Below are 25,349 nucleotides of genomic sequence, written 5' to 3'. Positions count from 1 at the left end.
CAAACTGTTTTTATTCTGGTAGGACACTCGCATTCTATTGTGGCATCAATTTTATATTTCGACCTTCGGTTTACCTACTTGAGGTGAGTGCTTTACGATATCTTTAATATCTATCTTGTTTGTATAACAAAATAATTGTAAATAACACAGAGAAAATACGGAGCTTTTTAAATTAGCAAGGTATTATAATGTATGGGCAAAACCCTCTTGACAATTTTACCAATTTGCGCTGCGGTTTTAAGGGGAAATTTTTTCCTCTAAAGCTTTTTTGGCGAAGCGGGTTGCATAAACGGTGAGGGCGATCGTTGCTAGCAAACCAATGCCGTAGAGAGTCCACTCAGCAGAAGTGCGCGATCGCCCTTGCGATCCGAGTGCAGCCAAACTCCCGGCCAGGGAACCGATATAAACATACATGACAGTTCCGGGAATCATGCCGATCCAAGATGCGAAAAAATAGTCTTTTAGAGATACCTGCGTGACTCCAAAAGCATAGTTAAGCAAATTAAACGGAAAAATTGGAGAAAGCCGCGTCAGCAAAACAATTTTCCATCCTTCAGAGGCAACTGCTGCATCGATCGCCTTAAATTTTTGATTGCCTTCGATCTGTTTGGAAACCCAGTCGCGAGTTAAATACCTTCCTGTTAAAAAAGCGCAAGTTGCACCTAAAACTGAGCCGATGGAAACGCAAACCGAACCGCCAACGACTCCGAACAAAACGCCAGAACCGAGAGTCAGCAAAGAACCGGGGATAAATAGAACCGTTGCTACAATGTAAATTAGAATAAAAGCTGCCGGGCCCCACGGGCCGAGACTCGCGATCGACTCCAGCGCATTTTTCACAATTCCTTGGAAGTTAAAAAACTTTGCCGCCACAATCAAAGCCACAGCTAAACCAATCCCTAAAATCAGCTTCCAACTGTTGGATGGCGGCGGATTTTCACCGGGCGATCGCGAATCATTCATTACCTAAACTCCCCAGTCTAAATTTCATACACCGTCGTTTCCAGAGTAGGGACACGGCACTGCCGTGTCCCTACTGTATTTCATCCGATTGATGATATAAAGCGCAACTTTTCCCTTAAATTAAATCAAACTACCGCCGCAGCTAGAACCTGAACCTGCCGTACAGCCGTAACAATAAGCAGCAGTTTGCACCTCTTGAATCAAATCTAAACTGCCAGATGCGAGCAATTTAGCAACAGTTATCTTTTCCCCGCTGCCAGTTTTTGCCGGCAGATTTTCCATCTGGTTAAAATCGCAGTCGTAGACATTGCCCAAATAGTCGATCGACAATTCGTTGCGGCACATTAAATGTTCCAGAGTACCGGGATTAAAATTATCCTCCAAAAACCCGAGATAAGGCTTGTGCAGTTTTTTATGTTCCAAATGAAACTTAGTCCGTCCCACCGGCAAATTAGTAATCGCGAACAATTGATTAAAACAAATCCCAAAATGTTCGGCTAAATAAACCTTGTAATCTTGCTCTAACTTGCCCTGTTCCGGTGTTAGCGAAAACTTGTCTGTTGCCGGCACTTGTGGATTGTACACCAAATCCAGAGTTAAATTTGGATTTTTCCCGTATCCCAACTGATTTAGCTTTTGCAGTGCCCGAATCGAACTGTCAAAAACACCGCTGCCGCGCATTTTATCCACATTGTCAGCTTGGTAGCAGGGAAGCGACGCCACAATTCTGAGTTGGTGTTCCGCGCAATATTCGGGAATATCTTCAAAACCTTTTTCAAAGTAAATCGTCAAATTAGAACGAACAATTACCTCTTTACCTGCCGCCCTGGCAGCTTCCGCCAGCGGTTTAAAACCGTAAAGTATTTCGGGAGCACCGCCAGTGAGGTCAACAGTTTGAATTTGAGGAAAACGGCGAATGATTTGAATTAATTGGTCGCAAATTTCCGGGGAAAGTTCTTCTGTTCGTGTCGGGCTAGCTTCTACGTGGCAGTGAGTGCAAGCGAGGTTGCAGCGTTTCCCTAGATTAATTTGTAAAACTGTAATCTGCTTTTTAGTTAAAGCTGAGTGAAGTTTGTTTTTGAAAGGCGTGAGTGCTGTCTGAATCATGTGCTAACCTTTTAGTCTCCGATCGCAACGAATGTAGAGGCGTTCGGCCGGAACGCCTCTCATAATTTAGCACTAATTATTTGGATGCGACAGCGACAAATTTTAACCGATCGCTACAAAGTTAATTGAACCTCACATCTTGCAACATTATTGAAAACAGGCAAGATGCCTGTTCTACAGGAGATTAATTTTTTTGTGGAACAGGCATCTTGCCTGTTCATAAAAGGCTTATTGACAATACTGCAAGAGCTGAGTTAAAACCGACAAGGCAAGAATTCTAATTTTGACACTAATCTTACTTTAGAGAGTCCACTAATTTCTCAACTCGTGCTTTAATTTCATCTCGAACGCGGTGAAAAGTTTCGATGGGTTGTCCGTCGGGATCGTCGAGTTGCCAATCTTGAAACACTTCTCGCAATACCCACGCTTCGGGTAAATTCACACCGCAGCCGCACAGAGAAATTACTGCGTCGTAGTCTTCTGCATTGAATTCGCTTAACGGGTTAGATGTTTGGTCGGTGATATCAATGCCGATTTCTGACATGACTTGAATTGCTGTTGGGTGAACTTTGCTTGATTCTAAACCGGAACTGGTGACTCCAATTTTGCCGTCTCCGATGGTTTTAGCGAATCCTTCTGCCATTTGCGATCGGCAGGAGTTTCTTTTGCAAACAAACATTACTTTTTTCATGGTTTTTGCTGGTTGTTGGTTGTTACTTATTAGTTGTTAGTTAGATGTTTCAAGGGCGCGATTTGCTACGTCGATCGCCTGTTTAGCGGCTTGTTCCTTGCGTTCGCTGTAGCGATCGGTCAAATAGTCCGTTTGCTCCCGCAACAGCAAGGTAAACTTGTACAGTTCCTCCATCACGTCGATCGCGCGATCGCGGTAAGGCGAATCCTTCATCGTCCCATCTTCATTAAATTCCTGATAAGCCTTAGCAACCGAAGACTGATTCGGAATCGTAAACATCCGCATCCAGCGACCCAAAATTCTCAAAGTATTGACAGCATTAAAAGACTGCGAACCGCCGCTGACTTGCATCACCGCCAAAGTTCGGCCTTGAGTCGGTCTGACAGCCCCAATACTTAAAGGAATCCAGTCAATTTGGTTTTTCAGAATACCCGTAATATTGCCGTGCATTTCTGGACTCGACCAGACTTGACCCTCCGACCACAGGCTCAATTCCCGTAATTCTTGAACCTTCGGATGCGTATCGGGAACGCTGCCGTAAATTGGCAATTCTAGAGGATTGAAAAATCGAACTTCGGCACCGAAACCCTCAATAATTCTCGCCGATTCTTCCGCCAACAAGCGGCTGTAAGAACGATCTCTTAAAGAGCCGTATAGAAACAAAATTCTCGGTTTGTGCGTAAAACTTGTCATGATACTTTTAATTAAAATCCCGAAATCCGTTAGATAGTTCTCGATAAACTGCGACTGCTAATTGCGCTCCCCAAATCGGAGCCACCCAGTAAACCCAATGGTCGTTCCAAATTCCGCCAACTAAAGCCGGGCCGAGCGATCGTGCCGGATTCATGCTCGCTCCGGTAATCGGCCCCATAAATGCAGCTTCTAAGCCGACAGTTAAGCCAATTGCTATCCCGGCAAAGCCGATGTGAGCGCGTCTATCTAATCCAGAACCGAGGATGACCAACATTAAGATAAAGGTCAAAACTGTTTCTAAAATTAGAGACTGCAACCAGTTACCTTTGAGAGGAATAGTTGCACCGAGATTTGCTACTTTACCTAGGGTAATTAGCAGCAATTGAGAAGCTGCGATCGCACCCGCACACTGCCCTAAAAGGTAAGGCAAAACTTTGTATTTTGGGAAAAAACCGCTCGCCCAAAACCCTAAAGTTACGGCCGGATTAAAGTGTGCGCCGCTGATGTGTCCTAGGGCGTAAATCATCGCACATACTACTGCCCCAAATACAAAACTGATGCCTAAATGAGTTACGGAACCAGCGCTAGTTTTGTTAACCATCACCGCACCGGTGCCTGCAAAAACCAAAATAAATGTACCTAGAAATTCCGCGATCGCCTCTCGCCTGCAATCGGGGCGAGCACAAGCTAACCTATGAGCTGTTGCATCCATCGCTCTGAACTAATTGTTGCCATCCCATCATATCAATAAAAATTGATATGTCAATTATCAAAAAAGCCATATCAGTATTTGAGTGATTAAGAAATATTGATGGGTTAACCCGCGTCGGAACAGGGGCGCGCCGGCAGGATCGGGCTGAAGCGCCGGTATTGGGCGAGATACTGTTCGAGGGCGACAAACTGGGTCAAATTGAGTCTGTAGTAAATCCAGCGGCTTTCTTGGCGGCTGCGGACTAAAGCTGCATCCTTCAAGGCTTTGAGGTGAAAAGAGAGTTTAGACTGAGGGACTCCAAGTCGATCGCACAAGTCGCACACGCACAACTCCTGTTCCCGCAGCAACTCCAAAATCTGAAGCCGCAGGGGGTCAGAAAGAGCGTGAAAGCCAGCAGCAATCAATTTATCTGCAACAGGTGGCGCGATCGGAGAATTTTTAACCATAAATTACCCTTAAAATTTTATTCAAAAACTCCCGGCGCGATTTCTTTTTTTACCGTTAGATTAGATCGGGTTATCCTTTGATGACAATCCCAAATCAACTGCCAACTCTTTCTCTTCTAGGACTAACGATTAATTCTCTTACCGATGCAACACCCAGTAAGCACAGCCGCTGATTAACGCAGCAATTGGCAAGGTCAAAATCCATGATAGTAGAATATGATAGAAAACGCGCACATTAGCTTTTTTTGAAATCAATCCGACACCAAAAATTGAACCTACCGAAACATGAGTAGTAGAAACTGGAAGTCCATAGCGACTGGCAGCAATAACTAAAAATCCCGTCACTAAGTTTGCCACCAGCCCTTGACCGGTATTCATTGCTGTCAGCTTTTTGCTCATTGTTTCGGCAACTTTTTTAGCATTCAATAAACCGCCGATCGCCATTCCCAAAGCTACTGCTAAACTTCCCCACTGAACTGATATTGATTGACCGACTAACATCAGCGAAACAATTTTCGGAGTATCGTTCAATCCTCTGGCAAAACTGACGATTCCCGCACTCATAAAATGGCAAACATCCACTAACTTTTGGCTGGGAATTTGTAAGAAATTTCCCAAGTACCTTTGCGTGCATTTATCTAGAGAATCGACCGCGACATCAGCGGTTGTAATGCACTTAAGTATGTTAGTTGCATCGGGCTGGGGAATGGGAATAATCTGTTGAGTTTGACCAGCGCAAATACACCATTCTTTCTGGATTCCTAAATAAACTCGCAGGTAGCGAGACAGCCCATAAATTAAAGCTGCTAATGGAATCGCAATCATGGGACTCAGCAACAAAGGCATTAGAAAAGTGTTCTGCAATGCTGTAAAATTAACTTCAGTAGCAATTGCTACTAAACCTGCACCAACAAGAGCACCTGTAAGACCGTGAGTTGTGGAAATAGGGAATCCAGTTAAGGTAGCAAGAATAACGGTTAAACCCGCAGCGATCGCGACTGCCAAATGAAAATCTGGGGCATTGGCGATCTCGTCTGGAACTAGCCCTTTTCCCGAAAAGCTTTTTACCAGCGTTTCTGCTAAAAAAATAGAAAATACTGAACCTGCAAAAGTTGTGATCGTTGCCCAAGTAATTGCTGTTTTATAGCTCGTCGTCTGACTGCCAAACAGTGTTGCCACGCCTTTAAAATTATCATTAGCACCATTGCAGTATGCTAAAAAAAACGTGGCGATAAATAGCGCAATAAGTAACATTTTATTACTCAGAACAAGTGTGGTTTTTTTGAAACAGTTTTTTGCCCAAGCCCCTACAGCCGCAAATTTGATTGTATAGACAGAGTTGCATCAAATAAAATAATTAAAATATTAAGATTTCTTTTGGGATTAGGCGAGCGATCGCGTCTTAATTTCGCGCAAGCAACATGGGCACGATATCGAACGATACTATAATTAAGGAGCGGCGATCGCTTCCGGTACATTCACCCCACCCATTCACTTAGGATTTTGTACCCTTGCTGGCACATCTGTCAATCCCGCCTTCTGCATCAGCGAAATCACCCCTATAGATAGAATTCCCCCAATAATTGCCCCGACAACTACCAGGATAATAAAGACTTTTTGCAGAGTTTTTTTAGTTGCCGGGTGGTACTGTCTCGGCAATGCTTCACCTTGCTCGTCAACTTCTTGCTCCAAGGGGTCTAGCGGATTGGAGGGATTTGAGTTAAAAGGATTGGGCGCTTGATTCATGGTTAGTTTGGGTTAAAGGAGATCGACAACTATTTTAACTTGCGATTTACCCTCGCAGCTTAAATAATACATTCTGGTTTTACTGAATACTCTATAAATTTTATTAAGCTTGCTAAAATAAGGATTAACCCGGTTTATTGAATAAACCGGGTTTCTCAACATACTAAAAGTTTTATGTCACGATTCTGCTTTTGACAAACGATCGAGAGAAATAGTTGCCGCCTCAGATACTTGAGAATTGCTATCTTTTTCTAAGTATTTTAAAGCCGAAACGCTCTTAACACTCGGCAGATTGCCCAAAGCTTCAGCCAGCCGCTGACGGATCAGCCAATCTTCCGACTGAGCAAAATCGAGGATGCGATCGATCGCCCCAAGATCTTTAATTTCCCCCAAAGCCGAAATTGCCGCCTGCTGGATCACCACTTGCTCGCTGTCGAGAGCTTTTAGCAGCACGTCGCGAGCCCGGGGATCTTTGAGATTCCCCAGAGAAACAGCAGCGCTGAAGCGCACCAGCCATTGAGTATCTTCGTAAAAAGCCCGCACCAAAGCCTCAAAAGCTCTGATATCTTCTAGATAGCCCAAAGCACCCGCAGCGTCAGCGCGAATGCCGTAATCAGGGTCAGTTTCTAGCAATTTGACTAGAATGGGATAGCACTCTGCTGTCGGTTTGACCCCAAGAGCAAACACAGCCATCGATCGCACTTGCAAACTTTCGTCGTTCAACACCTTTTTTATCAAAGGCACCGCCTCTGCAGCAGGCACGTTCCGCAAGTTGGCCAAAGCCACCATTCGATCCGCTGAATTTTGGCTTTCTAACTTGGCTGCAATTTGCTCTAAGCTTAAAGTTGTCATTATGAGTATATCTTGTAGTAAAACTTTACATTCGGGTTATTTTGATTATAGGGGAGTCTCAGGGGAAAAGCAGGCAGTAAAAACCGCCCAAGGATTTGAGATCGGTAAGATTGCGGATTAGTGAGACGATTAATCTAAAGCTCAGATTGCGTAAAAATAATTAATTAGAAAGTTTATTATTTAAATCCCAAGCACAGGCGAGGTGTTTCTGCCGTTCCCCAAGGCTTTGCCCGATAGTTAGCCGCCCTCTGACAACCTGCAATCAACTATGTCGTTTTACCACCCGCCCTTTTACTCCTCAGCCTTAGAACAAGCGATCGATCGCTACCCTCTCACTGCTGGGCCAGAAACTTCCTTAGCAGTGGCGATCGCCTTGATGAGTCAGTTGCAAAACAGTTGTCCCCTAGTCAAAACACCTTTACCCTCAGACCGGGGATCTGTGACCGAAACGTCCGCGCCGGACAAGGTGCGGGCCCGCTGCGTGTTCGTCGTGGAGAATCAGCAGACTTTGACCACAGGCAATTTATCCGAGAACCCCAGCCGCGGACTGTTAATCGGCATATTAACTCCCGCCGACCTTGTGAGGCTGATAGCTTCTGGCAAAATAGACAGTCAGCATAAAGTAGCCCTGCACAAAATACCAATTTCCGAAGTGATGTCCCCGGTGTCGGTCTCCCTCACAGAATCCGATGACCAAGACGTGTTTACTGCTTTATCCTTATTTCGCCAGCACAAGATTCGCTATTTGCCGATCGTCAATCAAGGGGGCCACTTGGTAGGAGTGCTGACGCGGGAAAGAATTCGCCAAGTATTGCAGCCTTCAAATATTCTCAAATTACGGCGAGTAGCAGAATTGATGACTACGCCAATTACAGCGCCCCACACCGCCTCGCTGAAGAGCATAACCGAACTGATGTCAGAGCATCAAGTCAGTTGTGTAGTCATTACAAAAAACAAAGAATTAACAATGGAGAAGCCCAAAGATGAGTATACCTCCATTTTTCACTATTCGTTTCACCAACCCCGGGGAATTCTCACCGAATATGACATCGTGCAGGCACAGTTTCTAGAACTAAATTTCGAGCAAACCCCAGCTCAAAAAGTCATGAGAACTCCCCTGCAATTTCTTCAACCTTCCGATTCCCTGTGGACGGCGCACAAAGAAATGCAGCAGCAACAAGTGCAGCGGTTGGTCGTGTGCGGGGGGCGCGGAGAACTGTTGGGAATTATTACTCAGACCAGCTTGCTCAGAGTCCTCGACCCCACCGAAATGTACCGAGTTGTCAAACAGTTGCAGCAGTCGGTTTATCAACTGCAAGCCGAAAAAGTGGAACTGCTGCAAAGCCGCAACGCCAAACTAGAACAGCAGGTGCGGGAACGGACTGCAAAACTCCACGAACAATTGCAGCGCGATCGGCTGTTAACTCACATTTCCTTGCGGATTCACCAATCCTTAAACCTCGAAGAAATTCTCCACGCCAGCGTCGATGAAGTCCGCCAAGTTTTGCAAGCCGATCGAGTAGCAATCCTGCATTTAGAGTCCAGCAATTACGGCATTGTAGTGGCCGAATCCGTTGCCGAAAATTGGCCTTCAATCTTGGGAGAAATCCTGCCAGATAATATTTGGCAAGAATCTGCTTCGGTGATTGAACAGGAAATTTATGCCGTCCCTGACATCGACCAAGCCCGTTTGAGCCCCGAAAAATATGCGCGGTTCCAGCAAGCGCAAATCAAAGCTTATTTGATTGTACCAATTTTGGAAGACGGCAATTTATGGGGAATGATGTGCGTCCATCAGTGCTCCGAATCCCGGCAGTGGCAGCCTTCGGAAGTGGATTTGCTGCAGCAACTGGCAACTCAAATCGCGATCGCGATTCAGCAAGCCCAACTCTATCAGCAAGTGCAAAATCTGAACACCGACCTCGAACGTCAAGTCCAAGAACGCACCGCCGAATTGCAGCAAAAAGTTCACGAACTCCAGCATTTAAACGTCCTCAAAGATGAATTTCTCAGCACAGTTTCTCACGAACTGCGGACGCCTTTAGCTAATATAAAAATGGCTATTCATATGCTGAGAATTTCTCCCACACCAGACAGGCGCCAGATTTATTTAGAAATTTTAGAAACAGAATGTACTAGAGAAACAGATTTGATTAATGATTTGCTAGATTTGCAGCGGCTCGAAGCCGCAACTTGTCCGATCGACCTCGAACCAGTAAACTTAGAAGCCTGGCTGCCTACTATTATCGACCCGTTTTACACCCGGGCCCATGACCGCCACCAGGATTTGCGAGTAGAGTGCGATCGCCACCTTCCCACGATCAGTTCCAACCGAGCTAGTTTGGGACGAATTTTAGCAGAGCTCCTCAACAATGCCTGCAAATATACTGCCAATGACGGCGAAATTTCTCTAAAAGTTGAGTGCAAAAACGAATACTGCGAACAACGAGGACAAAGAAAGAATTCGCGACAAGCAATTGCTCTAGCTTCAGAAATCCAATTTAAACTCAGCAATCAATCTTCCATTTCTATAGAGGAATTGCCTCGAATTTTTGAGAAATTTTATCGAGTTCCCAACGCCGATCCTTGGAAACAAGGAGGTACAGGTTTGGGTTTAGCTTTGGTTCAAAAACTTGTCGAACAGTTGCAGGGAAAAATTGAGGTTGAAAGCAGCAATGGCTGGACTAATTTTACCGTCACATTTCCCACCAATCCTGATGAAAATTAGTCCGCCATCAATCAATTTTAGATTTTAGATTTTAGATTTTAGATTTTAGACTTCGGCCTGAGAGGTTCGCCGAGCGCTTAGTCAAGTCGCGCTCAGTCGAACGATTTTAGATTTTCGATTTACTCCACAGACGAATCTGGGAGCTTGAACAAGAGTCTAAAATTTTGGGAGTTCCATGACTCCTGTCGGGGGCTTGTATCCTTTTTTTGGGTGCCAGCTTTTTTGGGGGTCACTCTTTTTTTGAAGCTAGTTTGCGGATGCCAGACGGTGCTGGTGAAAAATTCAAATATTCATTTTTCTCTTCAACAACTGATGATTTAGATGGTTGATACTTCTTGCCTTTGGTGGCATGATTCGCAACTGTACCCAAGCAGGGTATGCCAAAATTTTCTAATTGACTGAAAACTTTTTGGACTACAGAAAATTTGACTTGGCGAATTGCTATAACCATCAGTATTCCATCGGTGCGCGCCGCTAAAAAATTCGCATCTTTACTGTCAACGAGCGGCGGCGTATCGTAGATCACTAAGTCAAATGTTGCCTGAAGTTCTTCCATTAAATACTGCATCTGAGATGAGGCAAGGCGTCTGGCAGTACCGGGAATAGGGAGACCGGCAGTTAATACAAAAAGATTATCTGCTAGATGCGATCGCTGGATAATTTCATTTGGTTCATTTTTATTGTCGAGCAAGTTGCTCAATCCCTTAACATTCGGCAGTTCCAACAACAAGTGCAGGCTGGGCGAATGCAAGTTCGCGTCTACTAACAGCACGCGCTGACCCGCCAGCGCTGCCACGTGAGCTAAGTTTAAAGCAACGGTAGATTTGCCTTCGCCAACTGTAGCTGAACCAACTGCCAAAGAGCTAATCGTTCGATTTGAAGAAAGAAAGCGGATATTAGTATAAAGAGAGTCAAAAGCTTCTATAAATTCCGAAGCATTTTTCTTATTACCCTCTTTTCCTTCAAGATAAGCATAGGCATTAGCAATAGAAGGCGGAAATTTTTTAGCATTTTTGTCAAGAGGAATTGCTCCCAATAAAGGTGCTTCCACCCCATCTTTAACGTCATCAACACTGTAGAAAATATTGCGAATTTTTTCAATGAGGATAGCAGATCCCAGACCCAACACTAGCCCCCCAATCACTGCCATCATAAATTTGTTTTTATTTTTTGATGCAACTGGAATCAGCTTGCCCTTAATATCTCGCGGTATCCGGGGTTCAGAAATTATTTCCCAAGGTACTTGGCTTTGAGCTGCTTGGATGCGCAGACTTTCCCGCTGACTTAAAAGTTGATCGCGGGTGCGGGCGGCGATGTCTAATTGCTGTTGCAGTTCGTTGTAGCGGCGGGCTATACTGGGAAATTCTCTGGCTTGTCGGCCCAAATCGTTTTTAGTTTGGGCGATCGCCTGACTGCGAGCTTCTAAGACTTGAACTTGGTTGGCAGTATCAACCAATTGTTTAATCAAGCCTATGCGAATTGAATTTTGAAAATTCTGAACTTTAGAATTGGCTTGGCTTCCTACTAAATTTTGCCCCAAAATTCGGTCAGTTTGCTGGTTGAGCAAAGCTACTAAATTTGTCCGCTTGCGCTCTAAAGCTTCCACTATCGGGTTAGCCGATTTAAAACGAGCTGTTTCTACAGCAATCTGACCTTCTACTTCCTTAACCTTGGTCAGCAACTCTTTATATTGAGGTTCTTCGCTTAAAGCTGAAGCAGCAATAGCTTCATTTGGTGTAAAATCTAATTGTTTTTGCAAGTTCGCGTACAGCGTTTTCTGTTCCTGCAGCAGCCTTTGAGTTTCTAACTCTAAAGTTTCTACGGTGCGAATTTGCTGGATCAATTGCGCCCCTTGTTCTTTAGGATCGGTAATCTTTTGTTGCTGCTGTATCACCTGTAACTCCGACTTCAGGTCATTTACGCGCTTATTGAGTCCCGGAAGCTGGTCTTCAATAAAATTAACACCTTCACCAATGCGAGTCTTGCGTTCGTCAAGACTATATTTTAAATATTTCTTTTTAATTTCTTGTAAAACGAACTCAACTAATTGAGAGTCAGTCCCCATGAAGCGAACTTCCAAAATTTTAGTGAGAGTCATCTCATTTTCTCCCATCCGCAAAACGACTAAATTTTTTTGAAGAATTGCCTCGGTAAATTGTGGATATCGTTTTTGGACTTGTTTAACAATAGCCGACAGCATCTGAGGACTCTGGAGAATTTGAAGTTGAGTTGCGTAGTCCAAACTAAAAAATTCTCGACTAGGCACTGCCCCGCCCTCGCCGCGATTGGCTAGGGCAGCGGGGTCAACAATTCTTGCCTCCGTTGTCACGGGTTCCACTAGCATCCGAAAATCGCCTTGATATGTTTGCTTACTTCCCTTGATCTGATAAGTAACTCCACCGCCTATTAGACCTATAATCCCAATAATGATTAGGGCTTTGCGCTGAAAAGTCCTCAACAACGGCTTTAGATTCAATCCTTTCTGAGGCTGCGCGCTTAATTCTTCTCCCTCCTCAACGGAAAATTGCTGCACCTGTCGGCTCTGGTTGCTAATGGGTACGATATGAGCGTCCTGTTCTCTTTCCATGTAGACCTCTTTAAAATTTTGTTGGTAAAATCAGCTTTGTTCTGCAAGCCTTTTGGTTGATACTTTGAGCATTGGCTTAAGGATATCACAGGAGATTCTTGCTTGGTCGATCCCACTTCCTTCTAATAGTTCTCACTACTTTCACATAATATACAAAAATAACTAAATCCCTATGCTTTGCCGGGTGCAAAAGTTTTTTTACAACTGCTTGAGAGTTGTATCCGACTGCATTTCGGTCGGCTGCATTGTGCATCTATTTAGGGTTTCGGGGGGGGCGAAGCAAACTTTTTCTGGTGTCGCTCAGCTTCGCCGCAGGGGCGCAATAACTTTACCAAACTTTTACAATTGACCGTAACACCTCAGCCAGAGGTTGCGCCGGTTGCCTAGTCATCTATGCCATTTTTGTGTTCGCCTACAGCGGCAGCAGCACCTGTTAACTTATTCGCTAACTCACTGGCTAAAAAATTTTCCATTTTTCATGTAGATATAATTAGGAGCATTCAGCAGATTTTTGGAACGGCAACTAATCGAATCAATTTCCGATAAAAATCTGTCTCTTCTTTTAATTATAAACTTTTTGAGGAGCTGGAGGACTGCTTAAGTCTATATAATTCCTCACCTCCCCCATAATATCACAAATTTCTCTCAAAAGTCCGCGACCGACATAAAATTTAATAATGTGCGATCTCAAACTCGATCGACATCTCGAACAACTCAAGCATTCGGAGTTTTTCTACCGGGGCGGATGGCGCTGCGCGATTTATGTATTTTAGTAAAAAAACTAGGTTTCTGCGTTTCGGGGCTATTACTAAAACTATCGCTTTGATTCGCCCTCCGAGCAAGCTATAGCAATCCTTTCGGGAAACGCGCAACAGGCTTTTTTTGAATTAACCGATACAATAAGAAGATGACACATTGTTAAAGAAAAAAAAAGAGCTAGCACAGGATGGGAGGATTGCTATCTATCTCGATCGGATTAGCTCTTGGTAGTTGTTACTTTTCAATTTTACTAATTGCCAACTCCTCCTTATTAGCTTACTAATTTTGTGCTTTTCTTTCTCGGAGTTTCAACAATATTTCTGCATGAACTTCGCGGGTTATGGGATAAAAATATGTAAGAATCATGCCAGCAATTAAAGCAATTGTGGGCAGCGGCCCGATCGCAACTCGAATAGCAAACAGTGCAGACTCCGGCTGTACGGGTGCAGCCTGTCCCTGAATTGTGGCGAGAAATCCAGCTCCTTCTAATGCTTGTCCCACAAACCACAAACCGAGCGCCAAACCAATTTTTTGCAACAATACCATAAACGAATAGAACACGCCTTCGCGTCTTTCTCCTGTTTGGAGTTCGTCGAGTTCAATGACATCCGGTATCATCGACCAAGGTATGAGATAAGCAGTGGAAACTCCGACACCTGCCATGACGGCTAGCAAGTACATCTGGACTACTTGTCCCGGTTGCAAGAAAAACAGTCCGGCTTGGGCGATAATCCACAAACTCATGCCCATAAAATATACGGCTTTTTTGCCGTATCTCTCGCTGACTTTACTCCAAACAAATAACATGGCGAGTGCAGTTCCTTGAACTGCGATCGCAGTTTGGGTAAAAGTTGCAGCCGGCAGTTTCATCCAGTCGATTACAAAGTAGGGCAAAATAGAAGCAGTTAATTGCACTCCCAGCCAAGAACAGAGGTAAATTCCAATTACGTACAAAAAAGGGCGATTGTTAAATGCAATCCGCAACTGTTCTTTCAGTGGCAAGGAAGTTGAACTGTCCTCTACGGGATTTTCTTGCAATTGAGAGATAACGTGTTTCCGGGTTCCTAAAAAGCACCAGTACAAAGGCAACACTGAAATCACTGCACAGATTGCGCCTAATACTAAGTATTTTTGGGTGTCATCTTTAACTATTGCAAAGATAATTTGCGCTAAAATTAACGACAAAATGCTGCCGCCGATCGAGAAAGAAAACCGGAAACTGTTAAGGCTAGTGCGTTCGTTGTAGTCTTGGGTTAATTCTGGAGTGAGGGCGGTGTAAGGCAGGTTGACGGCGGTGTAGGCCGTGTTAAACAAAATGGCGATCGCCACATAGTACCAAAATAGTATCGTTGGATCTTTGCTGGGAACAATCCACTGCAAAAAGAAGAAGATGCCGAAAGGAATTGCCCCGTAAACGATCCAAGGATATCGGCGCCCCCAGCGGTGAGATGTGCGATCGCTCAAAACCCCCACAATCGGGTCATTTACGGCATCCCAAACCTTGCCTATCAGCAAAATGTTGCTAGCAGTACCCGCAGCCAAACCGGCGACGTTGGTAAAGAAATACAGCAGAAAAAATACCAAAACATTCGCAGTAATTGCGGGGCCGAGGTCGCCGGCACCGTATGCTAATTTTGTTGAGAAACTGAGTTTTTTTGTTTCGGCGTTGTCGGCGGCTGGGTGAGGCGGGGAAGTGTTGCTCATAAACTTTGATTTCGGGATTTTTTGGCAGTCACAGTCTTTCCAGTAGGAGTATAACTCGCGCTACGCCCTGATACTAAGTTTTTTGTAGCGATCGGGATTATTCTGAAGAATGAGTAATTGGTAATTGATAATTGGACTTATGCACCCAGACCTCAGAAACCCGGTTTCTTCGTAGATTTCTCGTTGCTGTTCGGAAATTATTCGTAGAAACCGGGTTTCTAGCCCCCATGCGTTCAAGACTGTACGTTAAGGAAACAATCGCCCTACCTGAACTTCTATTTCTGGAAATGCCAGCATTGATAAAATTTCATCTTCATCAAATATAGTTTCTTGCCTGTAATTTCCCCCCACCGGTTCGCGAAAAACATAAACTTGCCGCCTGTTAACATCAAGTATCCAATAATCAGGAATTCCCGCCTTAGCATAAGCCGCTGCTTTTCGCTTGCGGTCTGTTTCTAAAGTGGTATCAGCTATTTATGCTAATCAGAAAATGTTGGCGGGTGCGGGATGAAAATCTTGGTACAGCCGGGGGTCGATTTGCACTAAAGCAATATCCGGTTCTGGTTCTGAATTATCACTTAGAGCGATCGGGTCTTGGATGCGAATTAAAGCAAATCCTGCCAGCAGATTTCTCAGAGAGTCGGCAGCACAGAGGTTAGTTGCTGCGTGGCGAGGATTTTTTGCACTTATTGAGATAATTTGCCCGTCAATTAATTCGATTCGTTCATCGGGATTGACAATGCCAGTTGCCGTCATGTGGCGATATTCCTCTACAGTCCACAAGCGTAAATCTGTTACAGTCATGGCACAATTTCCTTTAGCGATATTATCTATTATCCATTCACATTTTAGTTCTGTATTAAATTGCTATGTCAGCAATTTAGATTTTGCTGTAATTGCTCCCACACACCACAAAATAGCATTGACCATCTCCGAACGGTGGATGTCCTCTTCAGCTAAAAAACTCGCAAACTCTCGATCAATATTTAGGTGGTCTGCAAAAGCATAAAGCACGGGCTTGTACTCTGTGGGCATCGGTGTTAATGTGGCTTTAACTAAATTTAACAGCGCGTTCAAACAGTTAAGAATAGTCCCTGATTCGTCCATATCTTCTGCATCGAGCAAGTACAGCGTTTCTGCAATGTCACAAATAGCATCTATTTGTGTGGGTGGCTTTCCCAGTTTGCTGACATCGATATTGCACAATTGGAGAGCGTTAATCGCTAATTCTGGACGGGTAAAAAATACAAGTTGACCGCCGGCTACTAAAGGCTGCTCTTGTTCTCCGTAGACAATTAGAGTATATAGATTTGGTACTTCGGTGTCGGGGTCAATGCGGAAACCGAACAGCCACAGCAATTTTTCTGTATTTTGGTTCGCTGTTTGCAGTGTTGTTGCAGCATTTTTTTGTTCTGACATTAATTTTTAATCCCTATAAAATTTATGCAGAAAAACCCGGTTTTTACGCAAAATATGGGTTTAGTGAGAAATTTATAAATAAACCGGGTTGATCGAGGCAATAATGCGTAATTTTTGTTTATAAATTTTGCTGGATAATGTCGCAGCATTCGGCGACGGTTGCTCTTTCTTCCATTGCTGCGACTAGGGCTTCGTAAGCTGATTTGTGGCTTTCGATCAGGTTTTTTGCTCGCAGCGAACCCCAGTTTTGTTTGAGTTGAATTTCCGAACTGGGACGGCGCAGTTGTGTTAAAATTGCGCTGATTTTTGTACGGTCTTCTGATCCTCCTTGTGCGCTGCCGTAAACAAATTTTTCGGCGACTATTCCGGCCATCCACACGGTGCAGTATTGGTCTAAAAGTTGGGAGGAAAGAGTGCCGTTTTGAAGTTGAGATGCTAATTGTTCGTCTTCAAATCGGACGCCGCCTTGGGCTGTTTGGCCTTGTTTAAATGCTTCCCAAGCGCTGAGGGCGTAGCTGGTTACGGGAATTCCCAATAGGTGGGCGACTAGGAAGTGTCCGGCTTCGTGGTGAAGGATACGATCGCGCTTTTGTTTGGAAGTTCCTCCCAGCCAATCTAATAAAATGGTACCGCCTTGACATTGCCACTGGAAACTGTCGAGAGTAGCTAGCCCCAACAGGCAAAAAGTGGCGATCGCAGGTACGGCTTCTGGCAAGTTGAATGCGGGGCCCAACAATATTGAAACGGTGATGGCAAAGATAGAAATAGCGATAATATTCAAAGAAGTGTCTTTCATAATGGGGAATTAGTAATGGGGAATTGCTAATGAGGAATTGCTAATGAGGTAAACTCAGGTACGATCGCGCGATCGGTTTGGCAGCATCGGTTCGATCGCAGCGCCCGGGACTTCCGACAAAAACACCACCTTCCAGTTTGACTGAAAATTGTCGCTCCGAAGCCACCGATATTAAAAAGATATTAAAATAAATCAAAGTCCAGTAAAAGTGTTAGTGGAATCCTTCATGTCAGTTTTGGCAGCGATCGCAGTTTTAGGTATCTTGATTGTCGTTCACGAACTCGGCCACTTCCTGGCGGCGAGACTTCAACACATCCACGTCAACCGCTTCTCTATCGGTTTCGGGCCCATCCTCTGGAAGTACCAAGGCCCGGAAACTGAATATGCCCTCCGCGCCTTTCCCCTGGGAGGTTTCGTGGGTTTCCCAGACGACGATCCAGACAGTACAATTCCCCCTAATGACCCGAATTTGCTCAAAAATCGCCCCGTGCTCGATCGGGCGATCGTCATTAGTGCAGGGGTAATTGCCAACTTGATTTTTGCTTACTTCCTGTTGGTGGTGCAATTGGGCACTGTCGGCGCTGCAGAAATGAACTACTTACCGGGAGTTAAAGTCCCGGAAGTCGCCGCGGAAGTCAGTTCGGCCGCGAAACAAGCCGGAATTCGATCGGGCGACGTTGTTCTGTCTGTTGACGGCAAGGAATTGGGCGCTTCCCGCGAAGCAATCAAATTATTGGTCGCAGCAATCCAAGATCATCCCAACCAACCCCTAGCGTTGGAAATTCAGCGCCAAGAACAAAAATTTGTGGTGACAGTAACTCCCGAAGAGTCGCCCGACGGCAAAGGTCGCATTGGCGTGCAGCTAACTTCTAACGGCACTGTCGTGCGGCAGAGGGCAGGAATTGTAGAGGCGTTTAGTAAGGCCGCCAAAGAATTTGAGCGGATTGTGGTGCTGACGGTTCAAGGTTTCGGGCAGTTACTTAGCAATTTCAGCCAGACTGCCGACAAGTTGTCCGGGCCTGTAGCGATTGTGGCGATTGGTGCAGGGATTGCAAAATCGGATGCTGCGAGTTTGTTTCAGTATGCTGTGCTAATTAGCATCAATTTGGCTGTGATTAATATCTTGCCTTTACCTGCTTTAGACGGCGGTCAGCTAGCTTTTCTGTTGATAGAAGGACTGCGGGGCAAGCCTCTGCCGAACCGCATTCAGGAAAATGTTATGCAGACTGGTTTGATGCTGTTGCTGGGTTTGGGAATTTTCTTGATTATTCGGGATACAGCTAATTTGGCTGGGTTCGATTTGATGGGCAATCTTCGGCAACAATAGTCAGTAGTCAGTAGTCAGTAGTCAGTAGTCAGTAGTTGGTTGTTATTGGTTATTGATTATTGATTATTGGTTATTGATTATTGGTTATTGGTTATTTATTATTTGTTGGTTGCCACTAATAACCTATAAGATTAGTCAACAGTTAAAAATTAACAGTCATTAGTCATTACAGCAATTTTGACTAATGACTAATATTCGATCATTAAATTTGGGGAAAAAAGCAATGATTACACAACTGCAATCTCCTGAGAAATCAAAAATCGTCTACCCAGATGACAACGGAGAGCCCATGTCAGATAATACCGAACAGTTTCGATTAATCGTCTGGATTAAAGAAAATTTAGAACTTTTATTTGCGACCGTTGCTGATGTTTTTGTGGCGGGTAACTTACTGTGGTATCCAGTAGAAGGAAATAATAAACTTGCTCAAGCACCAGATGTGCTGGTAGCCTTTGGCAGACCGAAAAGATATCGAGGTTCCTACCAACAGTGGAACGAAGATAACATTCCGCCGCAAGTCGTGTTTGAAATTTTGTCGCCGGGAAACCGTCTAACTCCGATGATTCAAAAATTCAAATTTTACGAACGCTACGGCGTGGAAGAATATTACTTGTACAACCCTGAACAAGTGGATTTAACTATATGGCAGCGTCGAGACCAAGAATTAGAAGCTGTAGAATCGGCGGACGGTTGGGTAAGTCCCAGACTAGGAGTGCGGTTTCAACTATCAGAAACCGCACTACAAATATTCGGGCCTAACGGATCGCCATTTGTAAGTTTTGTCGAACTTGCTCAACTGCGAGAGCAAGCAGAATCAAGAGCTGAACAAGAACAGCAAAGGGCCGAACAAGAACAGCAAAGGGCCGAACAAGAACGCCAAAGAGCCGAACAAGCCGAAACTTTGCTGGAACAAGAACGATCGCGATCGGAAGCTTTAGAAGCTAGACTCCGCGAAATGGGAATCGACCCCAATCTTTTGTAAATCACTAATGGCTAATGACTAATGACTGATGACTAATGACTAATGACTAAAAAGTTAAGTTTAAAACAACGATCGCTCGAAATTCTGATTCGCCTCAAACGCCTCTATCCAGAAGCTCCTTGTACTCTCAACTACGAAACTCCCGTGCAGTTGCTGGTGGCGACGATTCTCTCGGCTCAGTGTACGGACGATCGAGTAAATCTGGTAACGCCCGCTTTGTTTGAGCGTTTTCCCGATGCGGTGGCTTTGGCAAATGCTGATTTAGAAGAACTCGAAAGTCTGGTGCGATCGACTGGTTTCTACCGGAATAAGTCTAACAATATTAAAGGCGCTTGTCAGGCGATCGTCAATAAATTTAACAATCAAGTACCGCAGCGGATGGAACTGCTGCTAGAATTGCCCGGAGTTGCCCGCAAAACAGCTAATGTCGTTCTCGCCCACGCTTTTGGTATTAATATGGGCGTGACGGTAGACACTCACGTCAAACGTTTGACTCAGCGCTTGGGATTGACCGAACATACCGATCCTATAAGGATCGAGCGGGATTTGATGGTATTGTTGCCGCAGCCGGATTGGGAAAATTGGTCGATTCGGTTGGTTTATCACGGCAGGGCAGTTTGTAATGCGAGAAATCCGGCTTGCAATATTTGCGAACTTGCAGATTTGTGCCCTTCTGCTAATATTTCGTAGGGTGCGCCAGTGCCGAGGCTAGCAACTAGCATTAAAATATAGAATCTGACGCACCTTACAATTGCTGAAATGAAGAGTTTATAAATGAACTCGATCGGTCGCTCGTTTTTTGAGTTTGCTATAATTCTTGTCAACAGCTTAATACTAAGGAAGTAAGTATATGAGTATTGCGATTTCCCTCAGTCCAGAAATAGAGGCACTACTTCGTGAAAAAGCCGATCGGGAAGGACAAGATATTAACCTTGTTGCTGCCCAATTGCTAACTCGGATATTAGAATGGGAAGCCCGAGACTCTGAAGAAGCTATTGAGGGTATTCAGGAGGGGTTAAATGATTTTGAGTTAGGACGGTTCCGTTCTTTTGATGAATTTGCTAAATCACAGCGCACCAAGTACAATTTTCCAGCGAATTGATGACATATATCATTGAAATTTCTAGCGTTGCAGAAGCACAAGCTGATAGTGCATTCCTGCTCTTATCTCAGATGACATCACCAGAGAAAGCAAGGGAGTGGTATGAGGGATTGTTGAAAGCGATCGAATCTTTATCGGCGATGCCAAAACGCTGTCCTATAGCCAGGGAGAATCAATACTTCAGTAAAGAAATTCGGCAATTACTTTACGGTAAAGGGCGCACCTCATACCGAATTCTTTTCACTATTGCCGAAAGTGAAGATGTGCCCGCAGTTCGCATCCTCCACATTCGACACGCTGCACAACAAACTCTTGGCGAGAACCAGGAGTAGTTGCTAGGGTGCGTCAGCTCGAATTCGAGCAACTGTCGATCGCACAATATTACCTGATGCACCCTACAAATGAGATAAGTTGTTGTGTGTAAATAAAAATATTTCAAACTAAAGTTATCCAAAAAGACAAAAATATAGTAAAATAGTAGATTGTGATTTATCTAAGGATATCAACAGATTATGGCTAAAAAGAGCATGGTCGAGCGCGAGAAAAAGCGCCAAAGACTCGTAGACAAGTACGCCGACAAGCGGGAAGACCTGAAAGACCAGTTTGACCAAGCTAACAATCAGATGGACAAAATGGCGATTCACCGCCAACTGCAACAGCTACCCCGCAGCAGTTCGCGGACTCGCTTGCGGAACCGCTGCTGGGCAACTGGACGGCCCAGAGGTTACTATCGTGACTTCGGACTGTCTCGCAACATGATGCGAGAAATGGCTCACGAAGGTCTTTTGCCCGGTGTTGTGAAGTCTAGCTGGTAGCACGAAGGAAGAAGGAAGAAGGGAGAAGGAAGAAGGAAGAAGGAAGAAAGAAGAAAAAAACTCACGATTAATCGGCAGGATTATGTTTGGGGTTGATTTTTGTTTCAGACTTATGAGTTAAATTTTCCTCCTTCTTGCTTCACTGACCGCAGCATTTATCGATACCGAGACTTTCGAGTAACAAGTCGCTGACGGCATTGGCGATCGCAAATTCGCCGTAGAAGCTTTTAGAAAAATCATAAGCCTGCATTTCGGTGACGATCGCAATTACGAGGCTGCCCAAGTCATTTTCGCCTTCCATGCGCTGGCGGACATAGATTTGGGCAGCTCTTTTAGCTATTTGCTGGTTGGCTGCTTCTGGGATAAACTCGGAGTCTAGCCATGCCAGCAGCGTTTGTTGGAGCCATTGGCCTTCTTGTTCGGGGTTTTTGGCGGGCGGTAAGGTAATAGGTTCGATGGTTTCAGACATGATTATTCCTAATTGCTAATGTTGACTTTGAAAAGTTAACTGACAAATGAGAACTGATAAATATATGCAATATGATATACCGACAATTATACAAGGATATGCGCAAGGCTACTTCTTGATGGCAAATGACGGCGAGGAAAGTTTGGGGTGGTATTCCAGCCGACAGCGGGCGCTGATTCCCCTGGATGAAAGATTTACCTATCCGAAATCCCTGCGCCGCCAAATCAATCAAAATCGGTTTTCGGTGGCTGTGAACCGCGATTTTGGGGCGGTGGTTGAGGGTTGTGCCGATCGCGAAACTACTTGGATTTCTAGGGAACTCAAACAGATTTACTGGGGTTTGTATGAGGCCGGTTGGGCTTACAGCTTCGAGACTTGGTGCGGCGACGAATTGGCGGGCGGTATTTTAGGATTGTCGATCGGCGGTGCGTTTATTGGGGAGTCGATGTTTTACCGAATTCCCGAGGGTTCTAAGGTGGCGATGGTGAAGTTGGTGGAGAGATTGCGCGATCGATCTTATCTACTTTTCGACGCTCAAATGAACAATCCGCACTTGGAAAGATTCGGCGCTTATACTGTTAAGGAAAAACTGTACAATACTCTTTTGCAAGCAGCTTTGAAGCGCCGCTGCTCGCTATTTTGAATATTTTGTCAGTAGGGAAACGGCACTGCCGTGTCCTCTGCCTTATCCTCACCCCTAGCTAAACTTTTCAGCCCCAGTATAATGTTCCTCAAGTATACAAATCGAGAAAAAAGCAATGATAGATCCAGTCAGCGCGAGTTTGGGTTGGTTATTGGTGCAACCTATTTTGACGGAATTGGCTAAAGCAGCTTTAGACGACTACGTTAAAGATTTTTTTAAAGGTTGTATTAAAGATGTTGAAGGACTTGCAAAAAAGTCTTTTGCTAAAAATGCTGTTCGCGATGCCCTGAAATCCTTTATTATATTGTTCGAGCAGGAATTAGAGCAATCTGGTTTAGATAAAAAACAAATTAAACAATACCTGGAACCTTTAAAACAATTTATTAAACAACCTCCAGTCCGGCAAGTTTTGGGAAGTGCGTTTCAAGGGAATTGTCGGGTTTTAAATACTGCTATCTTAGCTCAGTCTTGGCAAATTTTGACCTTACAACATCCGGTGCGACGGAATTTGCCCACGTTGACCCGAATCGTACCTTCTAATTTTTTTAATGAGCGACCAGTTGCCTCGCTTCCCGATGCGTTTAAGTGGGAAGGAGTGGCCGAAAAATATCTGGAAAGTGTTAAATTAATTAGACAGCAAAATGCGGAACTACGAGAAATTCTGAATGCTCAAAATTTAGATTGTATCTTGGGACGTTTGACAGATAGTAGTCCAATTCCGGCTGATTTTAACTTAGAAAGTTATCAAGAAGGACTGGGAGAACAATATGAATATTTGGATTTAGGTAATTTAGATACTAGGTCTGGAGAGTACGAACGACAACTGACAGTTAAAGAAATATTTATTCCCCAAAATGCGCGATCGTGTCAGGAATATTTGCCGAAAGATTATGAATTACCCAAGGAGATTCAAAAGCTATTGCGGGAACGGGGAGACATAGCCGCCGAAGTCCGTCCAGAAGATTTGGAACGCTACGCAAAAGCTTATACTCAACAGCAAACGCGATCGGTTTTGGAAGTAATTGATGATGTCAATTACCGTTATCTAGTAATTCTCGGCGATCCGGGTTCAGGCAAATCAACGCTCTTAAAATACCTGGCGCTTCAGTGGTCAAAAATACTTCCTAATCAGTTGTCATCCCAACCGATTCACTTACTGATTGAATTGCGAAAGTACAATCGCAGCAAAGATGAAAAAGAATGCAGTAATTTCCTAGAGTTTATGGAGCGCGGTTCTAGTTGGCTCGGGCATTTAAACAAATCTATCCTGCACGAATTGCTGCAAGCTGGCCGCGCTGTTGTCATGTTTGACGGGCTAGATGAAGTTTTTGAGGTGCAAAAACGCAATCGTATTGTTGACCAAATTCACAACTTCACTCAAACCTATCCAACCGTGAAAGTGATTGTCACTTCTCGCGTGATTGGCTACCAGCAGCAACGGCTGAAAAATGCCGATTTTCATCACTTCATGCTGCAAGATTTTGAACCGGAACAGATTCAAGAATTTATTCATAAGTGGCACAATTTGACGTTTACAGACCGCTTGAAAAAAGCGGCGAGTTTAGAACGATTGGATAAAGCCATTGGGGAATCGAGGGCGATTCGAGAGTTGGCTGGAAATCCGCTGTTGCTGACAATGATGGCAATTCTGAATCGCAATCAGGAGTTACCCCGCTTTCGAGCTAAACTCTATGAAGAAGCCTCAAAAGTGCTGCTGCATAAATGGGATTTTGAGGTTAAGGAAAAATTAGGTCATGACAAAATTGACTCTTACTTAATCGATGAAGAAGTCAAACAAAGTATCTGCGGGCGCATTGCCTACAAAATGCAATCCAGCGGCAAAGGATTGGCCGGAAATATTATCAGTCGCGATGATTTGCGGCCAACTATTACTGACTCATTGAGCGGCTTGATGGGAGTTGAGGCAACTGCTTGTGCTAAGTTGATGGTAGAGCAACTGCGCGATCGCAATTTTATTTTGTGCTTCTTGGGTGGATACAATGAGGATTATTATGCTTTTGTCCACCGCACGTTTTTGGAATATTTTTGTGCTTGGGAGTTTGTCCGGCAATTTGAGAAACAAAAAACGCTTGATTTAGATTGTTTAATTGAAGTTTTTCGAGAGCATTGGCGAGATGAGTCTTGGCATGAAGTGTTGCGTTTAATGGCGGGAATGCTGGCTGCTAAATTTACAGGTGATATTCTGGAATTTTTGATTGGTGAAGATGGGAAAGCGGACAAGTTTAGCAATCTGTTTTTGGCGGCGCATTGTGTTTCTGAAGTTAAGAATAGAAATGAGATTGCTGATGTTGCTGGTAGGTTGCGCGATCGAGTTAAAGAGTTAGCTAAAAACAAAAAAATAACTCGTTTTCCACCTCTCGAATATCACAACCTAGTTTCTCAAATTTTCTATTATGAAGAAAATTATAACATAATAGAAAATCCCCACCTATTTTTTCAAATTGACAGACAAGCAGTAGCAACAGTTGCAGCCACTTGGAAAGATGACCCAGAAACCTTACCTTGGCTCAAACAACGCGCTCAATCTCACGATAATTCGGCTGTGCGACAAGCAGCAGTTCAAGAATTAGCATGGGGGTGGAAAGATGACCCGGAAACCTTACCTTGGCTCAAACAACGCGCTCAATCAGACGATGATTCGGCTGTGCGAGAAGCAGCAGTACAAGAATTAGCACGGGGGTGGAAAGATGACCCGGAAACCTTACCTATCCTCAAACAACGCGCTCAATCAGACGATGATTCGGCTGTGCGAGAAGCAGCAGTACAAGAATTAGCACGGGGGTGGAA

Annotated in this window: 24 protein-coding genes and 1 pseudogene; 9 read left to right on the top strand and 16 right to left on the bottom strand. The window is 44.4% G+C overall.

The window, feature by feature from the left end; all coding sequences use genetic code 11:
- Positions 1-237 precede the first annotated feature (237 nt).
- The 9 genes from QUA13_RS17040 to QUA13_RS17000 all read right to left on the bottom strand — a co-directional run bounded on the left by QUA13_RS17040 (position 238) and on the right by QUA13_RS17000 (position 7,210).
- Positions 238-963: a TVP38/TMEM64 family protein gene (locus QUA13_RS17040; RefSeq protein WP_333200316.1), complete on the bottom strand. Its 726-nt coding sequence runs from the start codon at positions 961-963 to the stop codon at positions 238-240.
- A gap of 120 nt (positions 964-1,083) precedes the next feature.
- Positions 1,084-2,070, bottom strand: a complete 987-nt coding sequence (gene arsS / locus QUA13_RS17035) for an arsenosugar biosynthesis radical SAM (seleno)protein ArsS (RefSeq protein ID WP_333200314.1) — start codon at positions 2,068-2,070, stop codon at positions 1,084-1,086.
- 295 nt (positions 2,071-2,365) lie between these two features.
- Complete coding sequence (gene arsC, locus QUA13_RS17030; protein WP_333200312.1) at positions 2,366-2,761, bottom strand: arsenate reductase, glutathione/glutaredoxin type; 396 nt, start codon at positions 2,759-2,761, stop codon at positions 2,366-2,368.
- A gap of 36 nt (positions 2,762-2,797) precedes the next feature.
- The gene (gene arsH / locus QUA13_RS17025; protein ID WP_333200310.1) at positions 2,798-3,454 is read right to left on the bottom strand and encodes an arsenical resistance protein ArsH; all 657 of its coding nucleotides are present in this window, start codon (positions 3,452-3,454) and stop codon (positions 2,798-2,800) included.
- 7 nt (positions 3,455-3,461) lie between these two features.
- The gene (locus QUA13_RS17020) at positions 3,462-4,166 is read right to left on the bottom strand and encodes an MIP/aquaporin family protein (RefSeq protein ID WP_333200307.1); all 705 of its coding nucleotides are present in this window, start codon (positions 4,164-4,166) and stop codon (positions 3,462-3,464) included.
- Positions 4,167-4,270: 104 nt separating this feature from the next.
- On the bottom strand, positions 4,271-4,612 hold the full coding sequence (locus QUA13_RS17015; RefSeq protein ID WP_333200306.1) for a metalloregulator ArsR/SmtB family transcription factor: 342 nt from the start codon (positions 4,610-4,612) through the stop codon (positions 4,271-4,273).
- 138 nt (positions 4,613-4,750) lie between these two features.
- On the bottom strand, positions 4,751-5,866 hold the full coding sequence (locus QUA13_RS17010; RefSeq protein ID WP_333200304.1) for an inorganic phosphate transporter: 1,116 nt from the start codon (positions 5,864-5,866) through the stop codon (positions 4,751-4,753).
- A gap of 237 nt (positions 5,867-6,103) precedes the next feature.
- Positions 6,104-6,358: a hypothetical protein gene (locus QUA13_RS17005; protein WP_172188171.1), complete on the bottom strand. Its 255-nt coding sequence runs from the start codon at positions 6,356-6,358 to the stop codon at positions 6,104-6,106.
- A 177-nt stretch (positions 6,359-6,535) separates the two neighbouring features.
- On the bottom strand, positions 6,536-7,210 hold the full coding sequence (locus QUA13_RS17000; RefSeq protein WP_333200302.1) for a HEAT repeat domain-containing protein: 675 nt from the start codon (positions 7,208-7,210) through the stop codon (positions 6,536-6,538).
- 268 nt (positions 7,211-7,478) lie between these two features.
- Between QUA13_RS17000 and QUA13_RS16995 the strand changes: the two genes are divergently transcribed.
- Positions 7,479-9,938, top strand: a complete 2,460-nt coding sequence (locus QUA13_RS16995; protein ID WP_333200300.1) for a CBS domain-containing protein — start codon at positions 7,479-7,481, stop codon at positions 9,936-9,938.
- Positions 9,939-10,167: 229 nt separating this feature from the next.
- On the opposite strand, the gene QUA13_RS16990 is transcribed toward QUA13_RS16995, so the two are convergent.
- The 6 genes and pseudogenes from QUA13_RS16990 to QUA13_RS16965 form a co-directional block, all read right to left on the bottom strand.
- Positions 10,168-12,525: a polysaccharide biosynthesis tyrosine autokinase gene (locus QUA13_RS16990; RefSeq protein ID WP_333200298.1), complete on the bottom strand. Its 2,358-nt coding sequence runs from the start codon at positions 12,523-12,525 to the stop codon at positions 10,168-10,170.
- A gap of 1,038 nt (positions 12,526-13,563) precedes the next feature.
- Positions 13,564-14,988 carry an MFS transporter gene (locus tag QUA13_RS16985; protein WP_333200296.1) on the bottom strand — a complete coding sequence of 475 codons (1,425 nt, stop codon included), beginning with the start codon at positions 14,986-14,988 and terminating at the stop codon, positions 13,564-13,566.
- 246 nt (positions 14,989-15,234) lie between these two features.
- Positions 15,235-15,792: pseudogene (locus QUA13_RS16980) on the bottom strand (Uma2 family endonuclease).
- Positions 15,793-15,855: 63 nt separating this feature from the next.
- Entirely contained in the window at positions 15,856-16,407 is a 552-nt protein-coding gene (locus tag QUA13_RS16975) for a hypothetical protein (protein ID WP_333200294.1), read from the bottom strand.
- 118 nt (positions 16,408-16,525) lie between these two features.
- The gene (locus QUA13_RS16970) at positions 16,526-17,203 is read right to left on the bottom strand and encodes an ATP-dependent Zn protease (RefSeq protein ID WP_333200292.1); all 678 of its coding nucleotides are present in this window, start codon (positions 17,201-17,203) and stop codon (positions 16,526-16,528) included.
- Positions 17,204-17,243: 40 nt separating this feature from the next.
- A complete protein-coding gene (locus QUA13_RS16965; RefSeq protein ID WP_333200290.1) occupies positions 17,244-17,369 on the bottom strand; it encodes a hypothetical protein in 126 nt (41 codons plus the stop codon).
- A 60-nt stretch (positions 17,370-17,429) separates the two neighbouring features.
- Between QUA13_RS16965 and rseP the strand changes: the two genes are divergently transcribed.
- The 6 genes from rseP (at position 17,430) to rpsN (ending at position 21,429) form a co-directional block, all read left to right on the top strand.
- On the top strand, positions 17,430-18,530 hold the full coding sequence (gene rseP, locus QUA13_RS16960; protein ID WP_333191076.1) for an RIP metalloprotease RseP: 1,101 nt from the start codon (positions 17,430-17,432) through the stop codon (positions 18,528-18,530).
- Positions 18,531-18,753: 223 nt separating this feature from the next.
- Complete coding sequence (locus QUA13_RS16955; protein ID WP_333200340.1) at positions 18,754-19,512, top strand: Uma2 family endonuclease; 759 nt, start codon at positions 18,754-18,756, stop codon at positions 19,510-19,512.
- A gap of 42 nt (positions 19,513-19,554) precedes the next feature.
- On the top strand, positions 19,555-20,202 hold the full coding sequence (nth, locus tag QUA13_RS16950; RefSeq protein WP_333200288.1) for an endonuclease III: 648 nt from the start codon (positions 19,555-19,557) through the stop codon (positions 20,200-20,202).
- 160 nt (positions 20,203-20,362) lie between these two features.
- Positions 20,363-20,614 (top strand): hypothetical protein, encoded by a 252-nt coding sequence (locus QUA13_RS16945; protein ID WP_333200286.1) that lies wholly within the window; start codon positions 20,363-20,365, stop codon positions 20,612-20,614.
- Positions 20,614-20,946 (top strand): type II toxin-antitoxin system RelE/ParE family toxin, encoded by a 333-nt coding sequence (locus tag QUA13_RS16940; RefSeq protein WP_333200284.1) that lies wholly within the window; start codon positions 20,614-20,616, stop codon positions 20,944-20,946. Before QUA13_RS16945 ends, QUA13_RS16940 begins: the two co-directional genes overlap by 1 nt.
- Positions 20,947-21,126: 180 nt before the next feature.
- Positions 21,127-21,429: a 30S ribosomal protein S14 gene (gene rpsN / locus QUA13_RS16935; protein WP_006633844.1), complete on the top strand. Its 303-nt coding sequence runs from the start codon at positions 21,127-21,129 to the stop codon at positions 21,427-21,429.
- Between the two features lie 139 nt (positions 21,430-21,568).
- Here the strand turns inward: rpsN and QUA13_RS16930 are convergent, their stop codons facing one another.
- A complete protein-coding gene (locus tag QUA13_RS16930) occupies positions 21,569-21,898 on the bottom strand; it encodes a hypothetical protein (RefSeq protein WP_006633845.1) in 330 nt (109 codons plus the stop codon).
- Positions 21,899-21,944: 46 nt separating this feature from the next.
- On the opposite strand from QUA13_RS16930, the gene aat reads away from it, so the two are divergent.
- Both aat and QUA13_RS16920 read left to right on the top strand, forming a co-directional pair.
- Positions 21,945-22,541 (top strand): leucyl/phenylalanyl-tRNA--protein transferase, encoded by a 597-nt coding sequence (aat, locus tag QUA13_RS16925; protein WP_425487376.1) that lies wholly within the window; start codon positions 21,945-21,947, stop codon positions 22,539-22,541.
- Positions 22,542-22,656: 115 nt separating this feature from the next.
- The coding region (locus tag QUA13_RS16920) for a HEAT repeat domain-containing protein (RefSeq protein ID WP_333200281.1) at positions 22,657-25,349 on the top strand (2,693 nt) is incomplete at its 3' end.

It is taken from the genome of Microcoleus sp. S28C3 (genome assembly GCF_036700785.1).
Taxonomy (GTDB): domain Bacteria; phylum Cyanobacteriota; class Cyanobacteriia; order Cyanobacteriales; family Microcoleaceae; genus Microcoleus; species Microcoleus asticus.
This window is presented reverse-complemented; position numbering and strand designations above follow the sequence as displayed.